This is a genomic window from Enterocloster sp. (genome assembly GCF_057861365.1).
In genome coordinates this window covers 1-19,848 of sequence record NZ_DBMACH010000016.1, presented here as the reverse complement: position 1 = coordinate 19,848, position 19,848 = coordinate 1, and the positions used below count along the sequence as shown (strand labels likewise).

The 19,848-nt window shown below is 47.9% G+C and carries 16 protein-coding genes and 1 pseudogene; 6 read left to right on the top strand and 11 right to left on the bottom strand.

Going from position 1 to position 19,848, the window contains the following annotated elements; translation table 11 throughout:
• Nucleotides 1-22 precede the first annotated feature (22 nt).
• Nucleotides 23-1,249 carry a tyrosine--tRNA ligase gene (gene tyrS, locus ACZM6M_RS14310; RefSeq protein WP_066543728.1) on the bottom strand — a complete coding sequence of 409 codons (1,227 nt, stop codon included), beginning with the start codon at nt 1,247-1,249 and terminating at the stop codon, nt 23-25.
• A 582-nt stretch (nt 1,250-1,831) separates the two neighbouring features.
• Between tyrS and ACZM6M_RS14305 the strand changes: the two genes are divergently transcribed.
• Nucleotides 1,832-2,863: a 3-deoxy-7-phosphoheptulonate synthase gene (locus tag ACZM6M_RS14305; RefSeq protein ID WP_337932765.1), complete on the top strand. Its 1,032-nt coding sequence runs from the start codon at nt 1,832-1,834 to the stop codon at nt 2,861-2,863.
• A gap of 70 nt (nt 2,864-2,933) precedes the next feature.
• Here the strand turns inward: ACZM6M_RS14305 and ACZM6M_RS14300 are convergent, their stop codons facing one another.
• From ACZM6M_RS14300 to ACZM6M_RS14285, 4 genes are all read right to left on the bottom strand, one after another.
• Nucleotides 2,934-3,776, bottom strand: coding sequence for an undecaprenyl-diphosphate phosphatase (locus ACZM6M_RS14300; RefSeq protein WP_066543724.1), 843 nt, complete (start codon nt 3,774-3,776; stop codon nt 2,934-2,936).
• Nucleotides 3,777-3,867: 91 nt separating this feature from the next.
• Nucleotides 3,868-4,542, bottom strand: coding sequence for a uracil-DNA glycosylase (locus tag ACZM6M_RS14295; RefSeq protein ID WP_066543722.1), 675 nt, complete (start codon nt 4,540-4,542; stop codon nt 3,868-3,870).
• A complete protein-coding gene (locus ACZM6M_RS14290; protein WP_418493831.1) occupies nt 4,523-5,227 on the bottom strand; it encodes a hypothetical protein in 705 nt (234 codons plus the stop codon). The genes ACZM6M_RS14295 and ACZM6M_RS14290 overlap by 20 nt, the downstream gene beginning before the upstream one ends.
• Nucleotides 5,228-5,362: 135 nt before the next feature.
• Nucleotides 5,363-6,553: a coenzyme F420-0:L-glutamate ligase gene (locus tag ACZM6M_RS14285; protein WP_066543719.1), complete on the bottom strand. Its 1,191-nt coding sequence runs from the start codon at nt 6,551-6,553 to the stop codon at nt 5,363-5,365.
• A 258-nt stretch (nt 6,554-6,811) separates the two neighbouring features.
• On the opposite strand from ACZM6M_RS14285, the gene ACZM6M_RS14280 reads away from it, so the two are divergent.
• On the top strand, nt 6,812-8,560 hold the full coding sequence (locus ACZM6M_RS14280) for an ABC-ATPase domain-containing protein (RefSeq protein WP_296037239.1): 1,749 nt from the start codon (nt 6,812-6,814) through the stop codon (nt 8,558-8,560).
• A gap of 4 nt (nt 8,561-8,564) precedes the next feature.
• Here ACZM6M_RS14280 and ACZM6M_RS14275 read toward each other — a convergent pair whose 3' ends face one another.
• Complete coding sequence (locus ACZM6M_RS14275; RefSeq protein ID WP_066543717.1) at nt 8,565-8,810, bottom strand: nuclease; 246 nt, start codon at nt 8,808-8,810, stop codon at nt 8,565-8,567.
• Between the two features lie 310 nt (nt 8,811-9,120).
• Here ACZM6M_RS14275 and ACZM6M_RS14270 point away from each other — a divergent pair.
• The 4 genes and pseudogenes from ACZM6M_RS14270 to ACZM6M_RS14255 all read left to right on the top strand — a co-directional run.
• Nucleotides 9,121-9,870: pseudogene (locus tag ACZM6M_RS14270) on the top strand (ComEC/Rec2 family competence protein); the annotation flags it as partial.
• Nucleotides 9,871-9,918: 48 nt separating this feature from the next.
• Nucleotides 9,919-10,149 carry a DUF3006 domain-containing protein gene (locus ACZM6M_RS14265; RefSeq protein ID WP_066543713.1) on the top strand — a complete coding sequence of 77 codons (231 nt, stop codon included), beginning with the start codon at nt 9,919-9,921 and terminating at the stop codon, nt 10,147-10,149.
• A 72-nt stretch (nt 10,150-10,221) separates the two neighbouring features.
• On the top strand, nt 10,222-11,229 hold the full coding sequence (gene asnA, locus ACZM6M_RS14260) for an aspartate--ammonia ligase (protein ID WP_066543711.1): 1,008 nt from the start codon (nt 10,222-10,224) through the stop codon (nt 11,227-11,229).
• 20 nt (nt 11,230-11,249) lie between these two features.
• The gene (locus tag ACZM6M_RS14255; RefSeq protein WP_066543710.1) at nt 11,250-11,906 is read left to right on the top strand and encodes a trimeric intracellular cation channel family protein; all 657 of its coding nucleotides are present in this window, start codon (nt 11,250-11,252) and stop codon (nt 11,904-11,906) included.
• Between the two features lie 107 nt (nt 11,907-12,013).
• Here the strand turns inward: ACZM6M_RS14255 and ACZM6M_RS14250 are convergent, their stop codons facing one another.
• The 5 genes from ACZM6M_RS14250 to ACZM6M_RS14230 form a co-directional block, all read right to left on the bottom strand.
• On the bottom strand, nt 12,014-13,684 hold the full coding sequence (locus tag ACZM6M_RS14250) for a Na/Pi cotransporter family protein (protein WP_066543708.1): 1,671 nt from the start codon (nt 13,682-13,684) through the stop codon (nt 12,014-12,016).
• A gap of 314 nt (nt 13,685-13,998) precedes the next feature.
• Nucleotides 13,999-15,147, bottom strand: coding sequence for a lactaldehyde reductase (gene fucO, locus ACZM6M_RS14245; RefSeq protein ID WP_066543707.1), 1,149 nt, complete (start codon nt 15,145-15,147; stop codon nt 13,999-14,001).
• Between the two features lie 146 nt (nt 15,148-15,293).
• Nucleotides 15,294-15,857, bottom strand: a complete 564-nt coding sequence (locus ACZM6M_RS14240) for a TetR/AcrR family transcriptional regulator C-terminal domain-containing protein (RefSeq protein WP_066543702.1) — start codon at nt 15,855-15,857, stop codon at nt 15,294-15,296.
• Between the two features lie 82 nt (nt 15,858-15,939).
• Nucleotides 15,940-18,165 (bottom strand): hypothetical protein, encoded by a 2,226-nt coding sequence (locus ACZM6M_RS14235; RefSeq protein ID WP_489490514.1) that lies wholly within the window; start codon nt 18,163-18,165, stop codon nt 15,940-15,942.
• A partial coding sequence (locus tag ACZM6M_RS14230) for an efflux RND transporter permease subunit (protein WP_489490513.1) occupies nt 18,155-19,848 on the bottom strand: 1,694 nt, incomplete at its 5' end. The genes ACZM6M_RS14230 and ACZM6M_RS14235, both read right to left, overlap by 11 nt.

Below are 19,848 nucleotides of genomic sequence, written 5' to 3'. Positions count from 1 at the left end.
GCCACCTCCTCCCACTGCTTCATTACTTTAATATCACTTTTCTGAAATTCTTTTTGCCTCTCTTTACTACAAGGCCCTCTCCGGCAAAACGGTCCTTTTCAAAGGCAGCGTGAATATCCTTTACAGTCTCTCCGTCTACAGATACGCCGCCCTGCTCTACATTTCGTCTTGCCTCAGAACGTGAAGAAGCCAGTCCTGATTTCGTCAGGATCGTCAGGATATCCATGGCATTTTCTTTAAAATCCTCTTCCGTCAGCTCGCTGGTAGGCATATTGATGGTGCTTCCTCCAGCTGAAAACAGCGCTCTTGCGCCCTCCTGTGCCTTTGCAGCCTCTTCCTCGCCGTGCACCAGCTTGGTAAGCTCAAATGCCAGGATTTCCTTTGCCTGATTTAACTGGCTGCCTTCCCATTTGTCCATCTCGTCAATCTGCTCTAATGGAAGGAATGTAAGCATACGCAGGCACTTAAGCACATCGGCATCTGCCACATTTCTCCAGTACTGATAGAAATCGAATGGGGAAGTCTTGTTTGGATCCAGCCATACGGCGCCGGACTGGGTCTTCCCCATCTTTTTTCCCTCTGAGTTTAACAGAAGGGTAATGGTCATAGCGTGGGCGTCTTTTCCCAGCTTGCGGCGGATAAGCTCTGTACCTCCCAGCATATTGCTCCACTGATCGTCGCCGCCGAACTGCATATTGCAGCCGTAGCGCTGGAACAGCTCATAGAAGTCATAACTCTGCATGAGCATGTAGTTGAACTCAAGGAAGCTTAAACCCTTTTCCATCCGCTGCTTATAGCACTCAGCCCTTAACATATTATTTACAGAGAAATGAGGACCGATCTCCCGTAAAAACTCAATGTAATTTAAATCCATCAGCCATTCAGCATTGTTTACCATCATGGCCTTTCCTTCGGAAAAGTCGATGAAACGGCTCATCTGCTTTTTAAAGCAGTCGCAGTTGTGCTGGATGATCTCTGGTGTCATCATAGTACGCATATCCGTACGGCCGGAAGGATCTCCTACCATACCGGTGCCGCCTCCGATCAGGGCAATAGGCTTATTTCCTGCCATCTGAAGGCGCTTCATCAGACAAAGAGCCATAAAGTGGCCTACATGAAGGCTGTCTGCGGTCGGGTCAAATCCAATATAGAATACGGCCTTTCCCTCATTCACCATTTTTTTGATTTCTTCTTCGTTTGTTACCTGGGCAATTAAGCCTCTGGCAATCAGTTCTTCGTAGATCTGCATTGTCTTCTCTCCTTTACTGTTTTTATTTTACCATATTTCTATTTTCATGCAAAGGCCTGATTTCTTACAGTTTCGGCGGCTTCAGGCTGGGAAGCGTTTTTATTTCATAAGCCTCGCTTCTCTATGGAACTAAAAAAGCTCCGTCCCCTGTTCAAAAGGACGGAGCAGAAAGCCCGTGTTACCACCTGATGTTTACAGCCAGCTCGCACTGACTGCCTCCTTAAGTACATGCCGTAAAATAAATAAACCGCTTTCCAGCCGGCAGATACTCAGGCACGATAACGTGTGCCGGATCCGTCGCAGCCTACTGAGCCGGAAAAACCTGTGCAGATTCCGTCCGTTTGGTGCGAAGCTCAGAGATGTATTCATATCCTGCTTTCCATGCGCCTCTCATCCCCCGGCTGCTTTCTGTATGCTTGTGCAGAATACTACTTTTTCCCGTCATAGCCATTTCATGAAATTATCACTATTATAGGCAGGTAAAATAGATTTGTCAAGACAGTACACTTTTGCTTTACGAATCTGTTTTTGTATATTATAATGTTGCATTATCGAATTTACACACAAAGGGAGGAATATGAGATGGGATTTACACTTGTAAATGAACTGCCAACTCCCGCAGAGATTCTTGAACAGTTTCCTCTTGCGGATCATCTGGCAGCTTTAAAAAAAGAAAGAGATGAAGAAATTAAAAAGGTCATTACCGGCCAGAGTAATAAATTCCTGGTGATCATCGGTCCCTGCTCCGCTGATAATGAGGATGCGGTCTGCGACTATGCGAACCGCCTTGCAAAGGTTCAGGAGGCTACAAAGGATCAGCTGATCATCATCCCCAGAGTCTATACGAATAAGCCGCGGACCACTGGAGAAGGTTATATGGGTATGCTCCATCAACCGGATCCCGAAAAAAAGCCGGATATGCTTCAGGGGATCCTTGCCATCCGCCATATGCATATGCGTGTGCTCCAGGAAACCGGTATGTCTACAGCCGATGAGATGCTTTATCCGGACAACCTGCAGTATCTGTCCGATATCATGTCCTATATTGCCGTCGGCGCCCGCTCGGTTGAAAACCAATACCATCGGCTGGTAGCCAGCGGCTGCGACGTACCTGTTGGTATGAAAAACCCTACCAGCGGCGACATGACTGTTATGTTAAACTCTGTTGTTGCAGCCCAGCTTCCCCATGACTTTATCTTCCGAGGAGATGAGGTAAGCTGCCCCGGCAATCCTCTCACCCATGTGATCCTGCGCGGCGCAGTTAATAAGCGCGGTCAGTGCAGCCCCAACTATCACTATGAGGATTTAAGGCTGCTCTATGATCTCTATTCCCAGAGAGAGCTTAAAAATCCGGCCTGCATCGTGGACACCAATCATTCCAACTCCAACAAACAGTACAAAGAGCAGGTGCGCATTGCAAAAGAGGTACTTCACAGCCGCCGCTACTCCAACGATATCCGCCATCTGGTAAAGGGCCTGATGATTGAAAGCTACATCGAGCCCGGCAGCCATAAGATCGGACAGCACTGCTACGGACAGTCCATCACCGATCCCTGTCTTGGCTGGGAGGAAAGCGAACGCCTGATCTATGAGATTGCCGATATGGTTGAATAATAAATAAAAAATGCTCCGTTTCTGTTCCATCCGTCTGTTCCGGCAGATGTTCAGAAACGGAGCATTTCTTTTATACGGCGAGAGCCGTAATACCAAAGTATGCCAGCACGATAGCTCCCAGAATAATTCTGTAATATCCGAAAAATTTGAAATTATGTCTGCGGACATAGCTCATCAGGAACTGGATCGAGTAAACCGAAACTCCAAATGCCACAGCCATTCCTAAAAGCGTATAGAAAATCTGAGATCCTGTAAAGGAATTTCCATCCAGGAAAAATTTTACAATTTTCAAAAAGCTGGCTCCAAACATCACCGGGATTCCCAGGAAAAAGGAAAACTCAGCGGCAGCGCTTCTTGAACAGCCCAGGATCATAGCGCCTAAAATCGTAGAGCCTGAGCGGGAGGTACCGGGAATCAACGAAAGCAGCTGAAATACGCCGATCAGGAAGCCTGTTTTCACAGAAATCTGTCCCACCTTCTGGATTGATGGACTGGAAGTGATGGGACTGTTTTCCAGTACAATGAACAAAATACCATAGAGGATCAGCATTGCCGCTACCACATAGGCATTATACAGATGGGCCTCCATCCAGTCATCCAGCAAAAGCCCCAGAACAGCCGCCGGAATGCAGGCAATGATGATCTTGATCCACAGAGCCCAGGTTGCTTCCCTCTGCCTGCGGTTTTTTGAAGGGCTGAATGGATTGAGCCTGTGAAAATACATCACTGCCACTGCCAGGATTGCCCCCAGCTGGATCACTACCAGAAACATTTCCTTAAATGCCTCCGGCTGGTCCAGACGGATGATCTCATCCACCAGGATCATATGGCCGGTGCTGCTGATAGGCAGCCACTCTGTAAATCCCTCCACAATTCCCAGTACGATGATTTTTAATGTTTCTACCAAACTCATAGTTTCTCCTTTTTACACCGTATGTTTTAGAACCGTCTTCCGACGGTATATCGTATGCGTTTCCTCACTCTCCCATGCCTTCTGCAGACGGTCAGATATTTTCAATCTGCCAGTCAATGGGATCCAGACCGTTCTGCGTGAGAAAATAATTGGTCTGGCTGAAGGGACGGCTTCCGAAAAATCCTCGATAGGCAGACAGCGGGCTTGGATGAGGCGCTTTTAAAATAAGGTGTTTTTTATTATCCAGCATAGCGGCTTTGGCCTGGGCCGGCCTTCCCCACAGGATAAATACCATCGGGCGGTCCTGCTCGTTGAGTACCCGTATGGCTGCATCCGTAAACTGTTCCCAGCCTATATCATGGTGGGAGTTAGCCTGATGGGCCCGGACCGTAAGCACCGTATTCAAAAGCATCACTCCCTGATCCGCCCATTTTTTCAGATAGCCGTTATTGGGAATATAGCAGCCCAGATCGTCGTGAAGCTCCTGGTAAATATTTACAAGAGACGGCGGCACATCTACATCCGGTTTTACGGAGAAGCAAAGGCCATGGGCCTGACCGTCATTGTGATAGGGATCCTGTCCCAGGATCACTACCTTTACCTTTTCCAGAGGTGTAAAGGCGAAGGCGTTGAAGATATCGTCCGGATCGGGAAATATCTTTCTGGTCTCATATTCATGTTTTACTGTTTCATACAGCTTTTTATAATAAGGCTTTTTAAATTCCCCGCTTAAAGGGCCCAGCCAGTCATTGGATATTGCCGCCATCACACTCACTCTCTTCCTTTGTTTTTTCATTCAAAATCCATTCCAGAGAATTTCCATGCACCGGAATGCTGCGTTCCTGTACCTCCCTGGGTATCTGATAAAATTCTTCATTGACCCGGTACAAAAGAGCCTTTCTGTTAAAGAAAATGATCTTTTCAAAAGGCCAGCGCATAACCGTAGGAGAAGCAAAGCCCTCTCCCAGCTCTAATATAGTCAGTGTACGGTTCACAGTCCCGGCCTGCCAGGAAAGATACCTCTTCCACCCGGGAAGATAGCCTTCCTCAATATAGTTTTCTTCCTTTATGGTATTTCCCGCAAGAGGAGCGCCGCAGTGGGGGCAGAACTCATCTGGAAGTTCTCCCTCCTCCCAGATATCCTTTGTACAGGCCCTGCTGCACTGACGCCAGTGAATATTCCCGCAGGGAGCCGTGATGCGCTCTCTGTCAAAGGGCGTATCATAAACCGCTCCGTCCGTAAGAGTCGTGACCAGATAGTAATCCTTATCCTTCACCATCTCGTACAGCGCTTCATAGGCGGCCTTTATCTCTGCATGCTCCGGGTCTGAAAGCCTGCAATCCCGGATTTTCTTTTTTTCAGACTTTAGCCCCCACTCTGGCCCGATCCCGATGAGGATCCGCTCCGAAGCAGCCAGTCTGGCTGACAGGGTCTGGTCTGTATGTGTTATATATTCCATATTGTGTACGTTCCTCTGCCGCTGCAGCCTGGTAAAAATCCGGCAGAAATCCCCTTGCGAGAACCTCTGCCGGATTTTGCCCCACATAAGCATCAGGCTGCTGCATCACTCTGAAAAAAGCCTGCTTTAATTGGTATAGTTATCAAAATATCCCTGAACCAGAATAATAGGAGTTCCCTTATCGCCGGAACCGCTGGTCAGGTCACACAGAGATCCGATCAGATCTGTAAGTTTTCTCGGAGTTGTTCCCTGAGAAGCCATATCCCCCACCAGGTCGGACTTCTTCTCTCTGATCCTCTGAGAGATCGCATCCTTTAATGCTGCGCCGGACAGATCCTTAAAATCGTTGTCCGCCAGATATTTTAACTTGATTTCGTTTGGAGTTCCTTCCAGACCCTCGGTATTTGCAACCGCAACAACCGGGTCAGCCAGCTCCCAGATTTTTCCTACCGGATCTTTAAATGCACCGTCACCGTATACCATAACCTCAACGTGCTTTCCGGTACGATCCAGGATCTGCTTCTGGATCTCATATACCAGATCGCTGCACTCTCTTGGGAACAGCTTGATGGTATCCTCGGTAGACTTGTTGGAGCCTAAAAGTCCGTACTTCTCGTTGCAGCCGCTGCCGTTAACAGGAGCTGTCAGGATATCGTCCATACCGCAGACTCTCTCTGCTCCTGCTTCTTTTAAGATGCGCTTGGTGCGCATACGGGAATGGATATCGCAGGTAAGAACGTTCTTGGTGTGCTTTACGATTTCTCTTGGATTATTTGCAAAGATAACTTCTGCCTCTGCGCCCTGCTCTCTTATCAGCTCACAGTAGTAATCTACATAGTCTACGCCTGTAAATGGATGCTTATTTTCTCCAAAAAGCTCCCTGTAACGCTTCAGATCCAGAACATCGCTGTAAGGATTGATTCCAGCCTCATCTACCTGATCCAGAGACACCAGGGCGTTTCCTACCTCATCGCTTGGATAACTGAGCATCAGAATAATCTTCTTTGCGCCTCTGGCAATTCCCTTTAAGCAGATGGAAAAACGGTTTCTGGATAAAATTGGGAAAATAACGCCGATGGTCTCTCCGCCCAGCTTTGCTTTTACATCCTCGGCAATGGCATCGATGGAAGCGTAGTTTCCCTGAGCTCTGGCTACTACAGACTCAGTAACAGAGATTACGTCCCTGTCACGCAGTTCAAAGCCCTCGCTGGAAGCTGCGTCCAGTACGCTGTCTACCACGATCGCAGCAAGATCGTCGCCTTCACGGATGATCGGGCAGCGGATCCCTCTTGAGATTGTTCCTACTTTTCTTTCCATATGTATTGTCTCCTAGTCTATAAATTTCTTTTGTGGAGTAAAAAGCCACACAAAACGACTCTATTTTATTATAACTCAAATTATTGGTTTTGGGAATATTTTTTTGCAGGGCTCCCTGAAATCTGGTGTGCAGGATGCCTTTGAAGGTCATCAGAAAACCTTAGGAACGTTTGCAGGCGTTGCATTTTTCTGTGTGTTCGCTTAAAATGATACCTGAAAGTCCGGGAAAAATTCCGGATGCGAAAGGTGTATGGAAGCATGAAATCATCAAACGAGCTTAAACGTCTGTTAGAATCCATTGACCGGAAAAGCTATCCGGCCTATAAATCCGCCCAGGGCATCTATGACTTTGGCGATTACCAGTTATGTATTGACCATGTGCAGGGAGACCCCTTTGCTTCTCCCTCCAAGCTGAGTATTTTTATTACCCACCAAAAAGCCGGATATCCAAAAACACTTTTTGATGCTCCCCATAAAAAAAGAGCCTTTGAGGACGATCTTGTGCGCCGGTTTTATAAGGAGACCGCCCGGTACAATTTTAAAGCAAAGGGATCTGGAAAAAGCGGCCTTATTTCCATCAGCTGTCCGGGACCGGAAATTTTGGAACGGACTGCCTGTGAATGCTGCTCAGATGGAATCTGGATCCGGCTGGAAGCCGGTTTTCCCGCAAACGGCCGCACCATCAACAGCGGTGAACTGATACGGATCCTCTTTGATTTTCTGCCCCAGTGTGTAAAACAGGTGCTTTTTTATAAAAACAGACCGGTCCATGAACCAGAGGCCGTGGCAGAGCTTGCAGAGGATCAGTATTTTATCCGTCAGGAATTAAAACGTCTGGAGCTTGTCTCCTTTGTGGCAGACGGCGCCATTCTTCCAAGGGAAAGCGGCATATCCAGCCGGCCCATGAAAAACAGCACTCCCTTTTCTTCCCCTGAATCCATGCGGATCACACTTACTCTTCCTCATCACGGAAACTGCTCCGGCATGGCAGTCCGCCGCGGGATCACCCTGATCGTGGGCGGAGGGTATCACGGAAAATCCACCCTGTTAAAGGCGCTGGAGGCCGGAGTATACGACCATATCGCCGGAGACGGGCGTGAATTTGTGATCACCGATGACACAGCCTTAAAGCTTCGGGCTGAGGACGGAAGAAGCATCCGGAATGTTGACATTTCCATGTTCATCAATGATCTTCCAAACAAAAAGGATACCAGATGCTTTTCCACAGAGGATGCCAGCGGCAGTACCTCCCAGGCAGCCGCTGTCATCGAGGGAATCGAAAGCGGAAGCAGGGTGTTTCTCATTGATGAGGACACTTCCGCCACCAATTTCATGGTACGGGACGATCTGATGCAGAAGGTCATAAACCGCAGCCAGGAACCGATCACTCCATTTACCAACCGGGCGGAAGATCTGTTTCATAAGGCAGGCATTTCTACCGTTTTAGTAGCCGGAAGCTCAGGAGCCTATTTTTATATTGCAGATACCATTATCCAGATGGACTCCTATGTCCCCCTGGATATTACAAAAAAGGTAAAGGAAATCTGCGCCGGAGACAACCGGCCATCCATTGAGCCGGCTCCCGGCTTTACACTTCCGAAAGCAGGAAGAAAATTCCAGATAAAAGCGGAAAAAGATCATCGGAAACAGGATATGAACGTAAAAGAGGGCCGCCGCGGCAGAGAACAGGGCGGACGGGATGACCGGATCAAGGTAAAGGTATATGGAAAAGATTCCATAGAAGTAGGACGCCGCCCGTCAGAACTGAGGTTTGTAGAACAGCTTATTGACAGTGAGCAGACCCAGGCGCTGGCGCAGATCCTGCGGTTCTGTATGGAAAAGCGGCTTCTGGAACGGTATACGGTTGCCGAAACAGTTGCCTATATCCAAAAAGAGACGGCAAAGGGCGGCCTCACTGCTGTGAGCGGCTGCTCCTATGCCGCCATGGGACTGTGTATGCCCAGACCTCAGGAAATTTTCGCCTGCATTAACCGGTTCAGAGGCTGAGCAGTCAGATTCCGGCTGCCTGTGTTTCCCTTGAAGACAGAAGCTCCTTTAAATCGCAGAGCGTCATTCCGCGCTGCTTTAAAAGCTCGCTGACTTCCTTAAAACGCTCGATCTCGATCTGGGAATTGATTTCCTTTTCCCGGGAACGCAGCTCATCCAGGCTGTCCTCATACTGGGAAATCGCAGCCCGAACCTCAGAAAGCTCAGACTGAAGTTTTTCTGTGTGGGTTCTTCTTACTCCTCTTGCCATAGGTATTAACTCCTTTATAATTTAGTATGTTTCGTTTTCTTCGGGGAATCGTCCCTCATAATAGTTATATATGGGACAGAATGGGAAAATATAACAGAAAGGCTGATAAGACATGACAAAACAGACATATCGTTTCATAGGGACTATTTTACTGACCGCTTCTCTTCTCTCTCTTGGCGGCTGCTCAAAGGAGGAAGCCTCCAAATACCTTGAATCCGCAGCCGATCAGGCAGTTTCGGCTGCCTGGGATTATGCAAAGGAAGCGGTAAAAGGGCAGTTAAATGATAAGACGAACCCTGAAATACAAAGCAGCAGCGGCACCTTAAATGTACATTTTATTGATGTGGGCCAGGGAGACAGCATCCTGATCCAGGACGGAACTCATTTTATGCTGGTCGATGCAGGGGAAAATGATCAGGGCGATACGGTTGTAAACTACCTGAAAGAGCAGGGCGTCACCTCTCTGGACTATGTGATCGGTACCCATCCCCACTCGGATCATATCGGCGGGCTGGACGACGTACTGGAAACATTTCCGGCCAAAACCGTTATTATGCCGCCGGTTGAACATACGACTGCAACCTTTGAAGATGTTCTGGATGCAGTGGCCGGCCAGGGGCTTAAGATCACAAAGCCCGTTCCCGGTGATACCTATGATCTGGGACAGTCCCAGTTTACCGTCTTAGGTCCTGTGGGCGATTACGCAGATGAGCTGAATGACTGGTCTGTGGGCATCCGCCTCACAGATGGAAATCATTCCTTTGTCATGTGCGGCGATGCGGAAACAGAGGCTGAGGAAGATATGGCACGCAGCGGCCTGAATCTTTCGGCTGATGTATTAAAATCAGGCCATCATGGCAGCCGCACCTCCAGCAGCCCTGAATTTTTAGAAGCTGTATCTCCATCCTGGGCCGTGATTTCCTGCGGCAAGGGCAATTCCTACGGCCATCCCCATGAGGAAACCTTAAAAAAATACGCTGAACACCGCATTCAGGTACTGCGTACGGATGAAAAGGGTACCATCATCGCATCCAGTTCTCCGGAAGGACTTACCTGGACTTATACCAAAAAATAAAACATTATAGAAACGCTATAGGAGGGATATTTTATGATCTGCATTGTTGACCGAATCGAAGAAACCACAGCTGTATGCCAGAGAGAGGACCGCTCTGTCTTTACTCTCCCGCTGTCCTGTCTGCCTCAGGGCGTAAAGGAGGGAGATGTCCTCCGGGAAGAAAACGGAGTTTTCAAAACTGACCCGGACGAAACCAGTGAACGAAGAAAACGCATCCGGCAAAAAATGAAAAATCTTTTTTCTCTTGCACCTTTTTTCCTTTAATGATACCATAGGAGTAATTTTATCACGCCTGTATCCCACAGCATACAGAGCTTTTTTATGGAGGATGGATCAATGGAACTGATATTACCCAAGAAATATGACCCCAGGCTTACGATCCGTGAAACACAGGATGCCATCAAGTACATACGCGATACCTTTCAGAAGGAAATGGGGCGTGAGCTTCATCTGGAGCGTATCTCCGCTCCCTTGTTTGTAGAACAAAGCAGCGGTTTAAACGACAACTTAAACGGCGTAGAGCGTCCGGTCCAGTTTGATATGGCCGGCCTTCCCGGTGAAACTCTGGAGGTTGTCCATTCACTGGCCAAATGGAAGCGCATTGCCTTAAAGGAATACGGCTTTCAGCCGGGAGAAGGTCTCTATACCAATATGAACGCCATCCGCAGGGATGAAGAGCTGGATAATCTCCACTCCTGCTATGTAGACCAGTGGGACTGGGAAAAGGTGATCACCAAAGAAGAGCGCACCATGGAAACCCTGATGGCTACGGTACGGGAAATCTTCAAGATCATCAAGCATATGCAGCATGAGGTCTGGTACAAGTATCCCCAGGCCGTAAAAGAGCTTCCGGATGACATCTTTTTTATTACTACAGGCGAGCTGGCACAGATGTATCCCGACAAAACGCCAAAGGAGAGAGAAAACCTGATCACCAAAGAGCATGGCTGCGTATTCTTAATGCAGATCGGCGATAAGCTGGCAGATGGAAAGCCCCATGACGGACGCGCACCGGACTATGATGACTGGAAATTAAACGGCGATATCCTGTTCTGGTTTGATACCTTAAACTGTGCCCTGGAAATCTCCAGCATGGGCATCCGCGTGGATGAAGCTTCTCTTAAAGAGCAGTTAAAAAAAGCCGGCTGCGAAGACCGCATGAACCTTCCTTACCACAGGATGCTGTTAAACGGAGAACTTCCCTACACCATCGGAGGCGGTATCGGACAGTCCCGTCTGTGTATGCTTCTGCTTGACCGTGCCCACATCGGAGAAGTACAGGCCAGTATCTGGCCTGCTGATATGCGGGCTGTATGCAGCCAGCATAAGATCTATCTTCTGTAAAGAGAAACGAGGGCGCCGCCATGGAAACTATTTCTCTTTTCTTTCTCATTGAGGCTATCGGCACTATTGCCTTTGCCTCCTCCGGTGCTATGACTGCGATCCGAAAGCGTCTGGATCTTCTGGGAGTGATCATCCTGGGGGAAACAACCGCCGTCGGCGGCGGTATGCTCAGAGACATTCTTCTTGGAAGGGTGCCTCCCAGCCTGTTCATCAACCCGATCTATGTGATCATGGCCTTTGTTACCGTGCTGGTTCTTTTTCTTATCATCCGTTTTAACCAGCATATTCTTACCGGCCCTTACATTGTAATCTACGAACGGATCATGAATATTTTTGACGCCGTCGGGCTGGCTGCCTTTACGGTCACAGGCATCGACACTGCCATGATGGCAGGCTATGGCGATTATCGTTTCCTGTCTATCTTTCTGGGAGTTCTTACCGGAGTAGGCGGCGGCGTTCTCAGAGATATCATGGCCGGACAGACGCCCTATATCCTGAAAAAGCATGTGTATGCCTGCGCATCTTTAGCCGGGGCTCTGTTTTATGTATATCTGTCCGACTTCCTGGGAGAAAGTATCTCCATGGTAGCAGCTGCATTCCTGGTGGTTCTGATCCGCCTGTTAGCTACCCGCTACTGCTGGGATCTCCCCAAGGCTACAACAGATGAGATCGGATAGATGCATTAAAAACGCATATCTGTCAAATGCATCAATCAAAAATGCGTTTCCCTCAGGAAGAAACTCCTCCCACGGGAAACGCATTTTTATATTTCAGTATTTACATTTCAGGCATTGGCCGGCTGTGTGTCGGAAATCCCTTCGTCATTTTTGTTGATCACATCATAAGCCTCTGCAATATTTAACATATGATCGCCGATACGCTCATAATCTGTAAGCATCTCAGAATAAAGAATCGACGCCTCAACATTACAGCTTCCCGCTCTCATGCGGTCAATCTGATTCTGGCGGAATTTACGGGTAATATCATCAATCTTCTGTTCGATTTCCTGTACCTTCGCCAATTCAAACTTCTTCTCTCCTGCAGCCGCCTGCTCCAGAAGCTTCATTCCCTTGGAGCAACTGTCCGCCATAACGGAAAACTCGCTCTGGGCATACTCGGAAAAGGACAGATCCTTTTCTAAAATGGTCTGGGCATACTCAGCCAGGTTCATGGCGTGATCGCCGATACGCTCAATATTTCCCAGAATAGAATACATCTTATTCAGTGTTTCAATATCCTTTGGCGTCTGGTCCAAAACAAGAACACGGGATATCTTTTTGGAAAGACGGACATTTGCAAGATCAATCTCCTCTTCTCTGTTTTCAATCTCTCCGATCCCGTCTTCGCCGGGTCCCTGCTCTACTGCCAGGAAGCTGGCGTCTACGTTTTTAGAAGCCGCAGACAACATATCACGGATTTCTTCATGGATCTGGCTGATGGCAATGGTGGATACTCCAAGGTGATGCTTAGAAACCATAAGTCCCTGAAGCCAGTGATCTTCGTCCATAACCTTAACCTCGGTATCAGGAAGAATCCGCTCTACGATCTTAACCAGCACACTGCCGAAGGGAAGCAAAAGCAGGGACGTTCCCAGATTGAATACCGTATGGACATTTGCAATCTGCGCCATGGGATTTCCCGGAGCCAGGCTGATCATCACATCTGTAAATGGAGTTACAAGGCTTAATACAACAAATACCACTGTACCGATCAGGTTAAACAGCAGATGGATCGCTGTAGCGCGCTTTGCGTTGCGGGTCGTTCCAATGGAAGCCAGAACTGCCGTAATACAGGTACCGATGTTCTGTCCGAACAGAACGAATACCGCGCTGTGCAGATCAATGACGCCGCTCATGGCCAGAGCCTGTAAGATACCGACAGACGCGGAGGAGGACTGGATCAGCGCCGTGAAGCCCGCGCCTACCAGAATGCCCAGAAGCGGATTGCTGAATTTCGTCATCATTTCCACAAACTGCGGTTCTTCTCTTAAAGGAGACATTGCAGAGCTCATCATATCCATACCAATAAAGAGTACGCCGATGCCTGCAACAATACCGGCAATATGCTGGATCTTCTTATTCTTTACAAATACAAGGATGGCTACTCCGACAAAGGCGATCAGAGGAGCCAGAGCTCCAACATCCAGAGCGATCAGCTGACCTGTGATGGTCGTACCGATATTGGCGCCCATGATAACCCATACAGCCTGATTTAAAGTCATCAGACCGGAGTTAACAAAGCCCACTACCATAACCGTGGTAGCGGATGAGGACTGGATCAGCGCCGTGATCACAGCTCCCACTAAAACGCCCAGAAAACGGTTGGAGGTCAGACGCTCCAAGATCTGCTTCATCTTGTTTCCGGCTGCCGCTTCCAGATTGGTACTCATCATCTGCATTCCGTAAAGGAACAGTGCCAGGCCGCCTAAAAGTCCTAAAAGCAATTCAAATCCCATGATTTCTCCTTTTTGGTTCAGATTCAGAGACATTTGATATCGTTTTTCGGATAATATCCATTTATCCATCAAAACAGGCACAAAATATAAGACATAGCCTGTATACCGCAGCAGATACGCTCCACCATGTCTCTGTCCTCTTTTCCCTTTTTTTTACATTTTCTTTACCTTTTGTTTACGTATTCTCATTATACGGGATATTTCATTTCTAGTCAATATAGTTTCCCTGAGGTAATGTAAAGTCTGTGTAAATTATATGTAAAAAGGCTCCGGTTTCCTTCTGAAAACCAGAGCCCCTTTCTGTGATATGATCGTTACATCAGTGACTGATACAGCGCCTTGATATCCTCAAAGGTCGGATCCTTTGGATTGCCGGGACGGCAGGCATCATCCATTGCAGACTGCGCCAGGAAATCTACATCCTCAGGCTTAACGATTTCCTTTAAGTCAGCGGGAATACCTACATCTGCAGACAGCTTCTTTACAGCCTCTACGGCAGCCTTCCGGTATTCCTCCTGGCTCATGTTCTCTGCTCCTTCTACGCCCATGGCAATAGCGATGTCCCTGTACTTGGTTCCCGTACAGGGGGCGTTATACTCCATAACAGTCGGCAGAAGGATGGCATTTGCAACGCCGTGAGGTGTATCATATACAGCGCCCAGAGCATGCGCCATAGAGTGGACAATACCAAGTCCTACATTGGAAAAGCCCATTCCGGCGATGTACTGGCCCAGAGCCATACCCTCGCGGCCTTCCTTTGTATTTTCGCAGGCGCCTCTTAAATATTTTGAGATCAGCTCGATTGCCTTTAAGTGGAACATATCGGTCATCTCCCATGCCCCCTTTGTTGTGTATCCCTCAATGGCGTGGGTTAAAGCGTCCATACCGGTAGATGCAGTCAGACCCTTTGGCATGGAAGCCATCATATCCGGGTCAATTACTGCTACTACAGGGATATCATGTGTATCTACGCATACGAATTTGCGCTTTTTCTCCACATCTGTAATGACATAGTTGATCGTAACCTCTGCTGCGGTTCCTGCTGTAGTGGGAACTGCAATGATCGGAACAGACGGGTTCTTGGTAGGAGCAACACCCTCTAAGCTTCTTACGTCCTCAAACTCAGGATTTGCAATGATGATTCCAATGGCCTTGGCCGTATCCATGGAGGATCCTCCGCCGATGGCGATCAGATAATCAGCGCCGGATGCCTTAAAAGCGGCTACGCCGGTCTGTACATTTTCAATCGTAGGATTCGGCTTTATATTGGAGTAAATCTCATAGGACAGGCCTGCTTCATCCAGAACATCTGTCACTTTTTTTGTCACGTTAAAACGGATCAAATCAGGATCCGAGCATACGAATGCTTTCTTAAAGGCTCTTGCCTTTGCTTCATTTGCAATCTCTGCAATTGCACCTGCACCGTGATAAGAAGTTTCATTTAATACAATTCTGTTTGCCATGGTTCCTCTTCTCCTTTTCTTTCTCAGGATCTTCCCTGTTTGTTAATATTATAACAGCGCCTAAAAAAAATAAAAGTGACAAACAGGGTAGTCTGTCACTTTCTATGTCTTTTTTGTGAATTATCACAAAATGGTTTATGCAGATGTTACAAAAGCTGCAATTCGTCAAATACTCTGGCAAGCTTGGGGGGCAGGGCTTCTACCAGCTTTTTAGCCATTTCCTCAGGCGAGTCCTTCATGCCCCCTAAAACCCATTTTACAGTCATATAGACGGAACCACGGCAGTACATCTCAAGAAGGAACTGTATTTCTTCACTTAAAGGACGGCTGGTTCTGCGGTTGATCAGATCCCTGTAAAACTGAAGGATCAGCTCAAAATCATGTTCCTTTACGGAATTGCGGTCATCGCTTCGAAATGCTTCCGTAAAGAAGACCTTTTCTGCACGGATAAACGCAAACTTCTGTGTCAGGCTTTCTCCCACAGTATGCCCCATGCCGATCTGCTCAAAGGACTGAAGAACCAGCTTGTCAAAATACCAGTTAATTAAGTCGTATTTATCCAGAAAATTCCGGTAAAATGTCTGGCGGGTAAGGCCGCAGCCTTCCACAATATTTTTTACGGTTATCTTATCTACCGAAGCAGTCTTCATACACTCCTTCACCGAAGCTGCCAGCCGGTATTTTGTTTTCTCCTGTTTTGTAAGTTCCATGAAGCTCATCCTTTCCGGCACTGCTGTGCAAAGAGAGTACCGCCTGCTCTTTCTTAAGCATACCAGAAAATCAGCTGCTTTTCTATCTGTTTTTAAAGATGTCCACCAGAGAACGCCACATTTTTACCAGTACGTTCCACATCCGTTTCAGAGGACTTACCTCCGGCTCCTCTGTTTCTGCGTCCAGCGTCTTGTGTTCCTCATTCTCCAAACTGATCTCATCTGTGCGGAGCACAACCTGCAGGGTTCTGGGTTCCGGATTTTTAGAAGATGTAAAGGATACCTTTTCCGCGTCCGGATCCATAAACAGGAATCTGTTTTCCGTATCGAATTTATCAAGCTGGCTGTCGATCACATCCTTCATGGTACGGCCGGCCCGACGGATCCCGGCTGTACTGTCAAGCACATTCAGACTTTTATTTAAAAGCTCCATACTTGCCATAAGGCTGTCTTTTGCTGCCACATCCATCTCGTCGCTGGAGGCTTTAAGCGTATTCTGAACCAGTGTCAGGGTATCTGTAGTGCTGTTTAAAGCCTCCGTGGTTCTTTCCGTAAGTGCACTCAGATCGTCCAATGCGCTCTGAAGATCCGGATAGTATGTATCCAACGAATCATGGAGCGCCGTAAGATCCTCAATAAGAAAGTCCATATTGTCCACCAGATCCGCACTGTACTGGGCAGAATCGGAAATATCCTCCATCAAGTTTCCTGCTGTCTGGGTAAATTTCCGGCTGTCTTTGTCGATTTTTCTGAGCATCTGCATCAGCTGCTGCAGCTGGGAGCCTGAAGAAGCCACAAAAGGCACCTCTCGTTTTTCAATCTGTGCCTTTGGAACAACCGCACGGCTGATGGTCTGGCTGCCGGTATTCTCGTTCTCAGGCTCATTGATTTCCAAGTTTTCGTCTTTCTCTGGTTCCGAAGCGTCCGGTGCCTCCGGTTCTTCTGAGCCCTCCGGCTTCTCCTGCTCCTCCGACTCCTCTGGTTTCTCTGAGCCCTCCGGTTCCGAAGCTTCCGGTTCCTCTAACTCTTCCTCTCCCTGAGCCTCTGGAATTTCAATCTCTGGCACTTCTATTTCCAAGGCCTCATCATCATATTCCTCCAGCTCCCCAATCAGCTGTCCCAGAGCCTCCAAAGCCTCTGTGGTCTGCACCTGAAAAGATGCGTTCGTTTCTATCAGATAACCCAGATCGTCTCTCAGATCCGGCAGCTGTTCTCCCATCGAAGCCGTACTGCTCTTAATATTTCTCAGTCTTGTATACAGCTTTCCCAGAGGCTCCTGCATCTCTCCCAGTGTTCCCACAATGTCGCCCATACTTTTATGTACGATCTCTGCCTCTTCCTTTGCCGTCTGCAGATGAGGCACCAGGGTTTCCAGCTGGCCGGACATAGCCCTGAGGGATTCCAGTGACCGATCGTTTCCTGCCAGTATGGCGTCCTTTGAGCTGCTCCATTTCTGCCTTGCATTCTCTGCTGCATTCAGGCCGGACTGCATCTGATCAACTCCGCCCCTCATATCCTCTATGGACTGAGCCATCTGCTCTAAGCTATCATACAGTTCATCTCCCGCATCCTGCCAGGTATCCTTTGCCTCTTTTAAATCCTTAATATGCTCCAGATCCTCCACCGTTCCCGGCGTCATTGCCATGATGACTCCCGTTGTCTCAAAGGAATCCGAACCGATGCGCACCGTATAATCCCCCTCTTCCCCCGGAAGAGCTGTAAATACAACCGCTGTAAGCTCCCCCATATTCTGGGTCTGAGATCCCTCTGCTTCCACGCTGAAGCACTTGGACATGTCCACGGGAACTGCCACCAGCAAAAGCATATTATTACGGTAATACAGATCTGCCTGTTCATTAGGCTCAGCCTTTATGTGAATTTCCACCAGCCCGGAAGCTCCGGCCAGCTTTTCCCCGTCTGTGGGAACCCCGTTGAGCTTATAGGACACATCAAAATTCCACGGAAGCGCTGTCTGCTCCTGATCCAGCGTACATTTATAGTAAAAGCGTTCCCTGCGATCCGGCGGAAGCTTCCAGACCACTTCCCCCTCTCCCAGCTGCGGTTCATCCTGAGTTGACATATTTTCCACCGCCAGATAATTTCCATAATCTGTAAAATCTGTGACGCCGTTTAAACTGCAGCTCTTTACTACATTTACCTTTTGAGCCTTTCCGTAAACATCCAGATTCACATACATGGTCTCATCCGTTTCCACTGCAGCCGCAGCGCCATAGGACAGGGGCGCATTTCCGGCTGTAACCACAGCTGCAAGAACAGCTGCCATCATCTGTCTTTTTCTACTTTTCATTGCTCTTCGCCTCCATTCCTTCCATTTTGCTGTCTGTCAAAGAACGCCGCTTTCCCATAAACTTCTTTCGTATCCGTTCCCATTCTTTTCTTGTAATGATCGAATCAAAGAGAACAAGAAGGGACGGAAGCACTGTCAGCACCAGGATCACACTGAAAAGAGCTCCACGGCCGATCAGATGCCCCAGATCTCCGATGGCAGCCGTATTCGATATAAAATGAATAATATAACCGGCCAGAATCATAATAGTTCCTGAGGTAAAAATGGAAGTACACGACATTTTCACTGCCTGAATGCAGGCTTTTTTCTTCTCCATCTCTTTTCGGCATGCCATATAGCTGTTCGTCAGCAGGATAGAATAATCCACAGTGGCTCCCAGCTGAATACTGCTCACAATGATATATCCCATATATACCATGGTATCTCCGGCCAGATACGGCATTGCCATATTCAGGAAAATAGCCGCCTCAATGGGGATCATAACGATCACCGGCACCAAAAGAGAACGGAAACTGAACATGACGACTAAAAATACGCCCAGCAGGGACAGGATATTTACGCGTGTATTATCGGCTGTAATAAAGGTTTTAATATCCATAGTAGAGGGAGTTTCTCCCAGCACAAAAGAATCCTCCGGATAATATTTCTTTACAATTTCTTCAATCTTCCCTGTATCCTGAAATGCTTCCCTGCTCTCTGTCTTTGTACGGATGTACACCAGCATCCTGCCTTTATCTCCCCTGTGAAGCTCACTGGTAAGAGAATATGGAAGAAATTCCTCAGGGATACCCTCCGGAAGCGTATTGGCCATGGAAGTGACGCTTTTTACATAGGGAAGATCCTCAAGCTCCCCGGACAGTGCTTTTTCCGTCACCATGGAGGTGTTTGGATACATCACCAAGAGCATATTGCTCCGCCCGAAAATGGCTGCTATCTCCTTCTCATCCTCATAAACCCTTGTTCCCTCACTGGCACCCACTGCACTGTTTCCGTAAAGATAATCATTCATCCCCTGGGCCACATAAGCCGGAGGCACCAAAAGAGCCATAATGATCAAGGCCGCATAGCGAAACCGGTAAATTCCCCGGCTTAAACGGTTAAACGCCGGAAGAAAGGGACGGTGAGCCGTCTTTTCATTCCAGTCTGCAAACTTCAAGATCATGGCCGGCATAAAAAATACCACAGTAAGAAGACTGAATACAATCCCCTTTGCAAGCACCAGTCCCATATCAAAACCAATGCTGAACTTCATGGATACGAGAGCCAGAAAGCCTACTACGGTAGTAAGGCTGCTGGCAAAAATAGAGTTGATGGCAGCGTCAATGGCATTTGTCATGGCCTCTTTGTTTCCCAGCCCCTTTTTCCTCTTCCTTTCAAATGCATCCAACAGGAAAATGGAATAATCCATGGACGTTGCAAGCTGCAGCACCATAGCCACATTGTTGGTAAGAAAGGATACAGTTCCTAGAAAAATATTGGTTCCCTGATTTAAAAGAATGGCAACGCCCATAACGATCAAAAACAGGAACGGTTCGGACCAGGCGGCCGTGGTAATACATAGGATCGTAAAAATCATGATCACCGCTACCAGCATGATCAGCTGCATTTCGCTTTCTATATTTTCCTTTAAGGATTTGTTCTGCACGGCCATCCCGGTATAGCAGCCCTTTTCCCCTAAAAGAT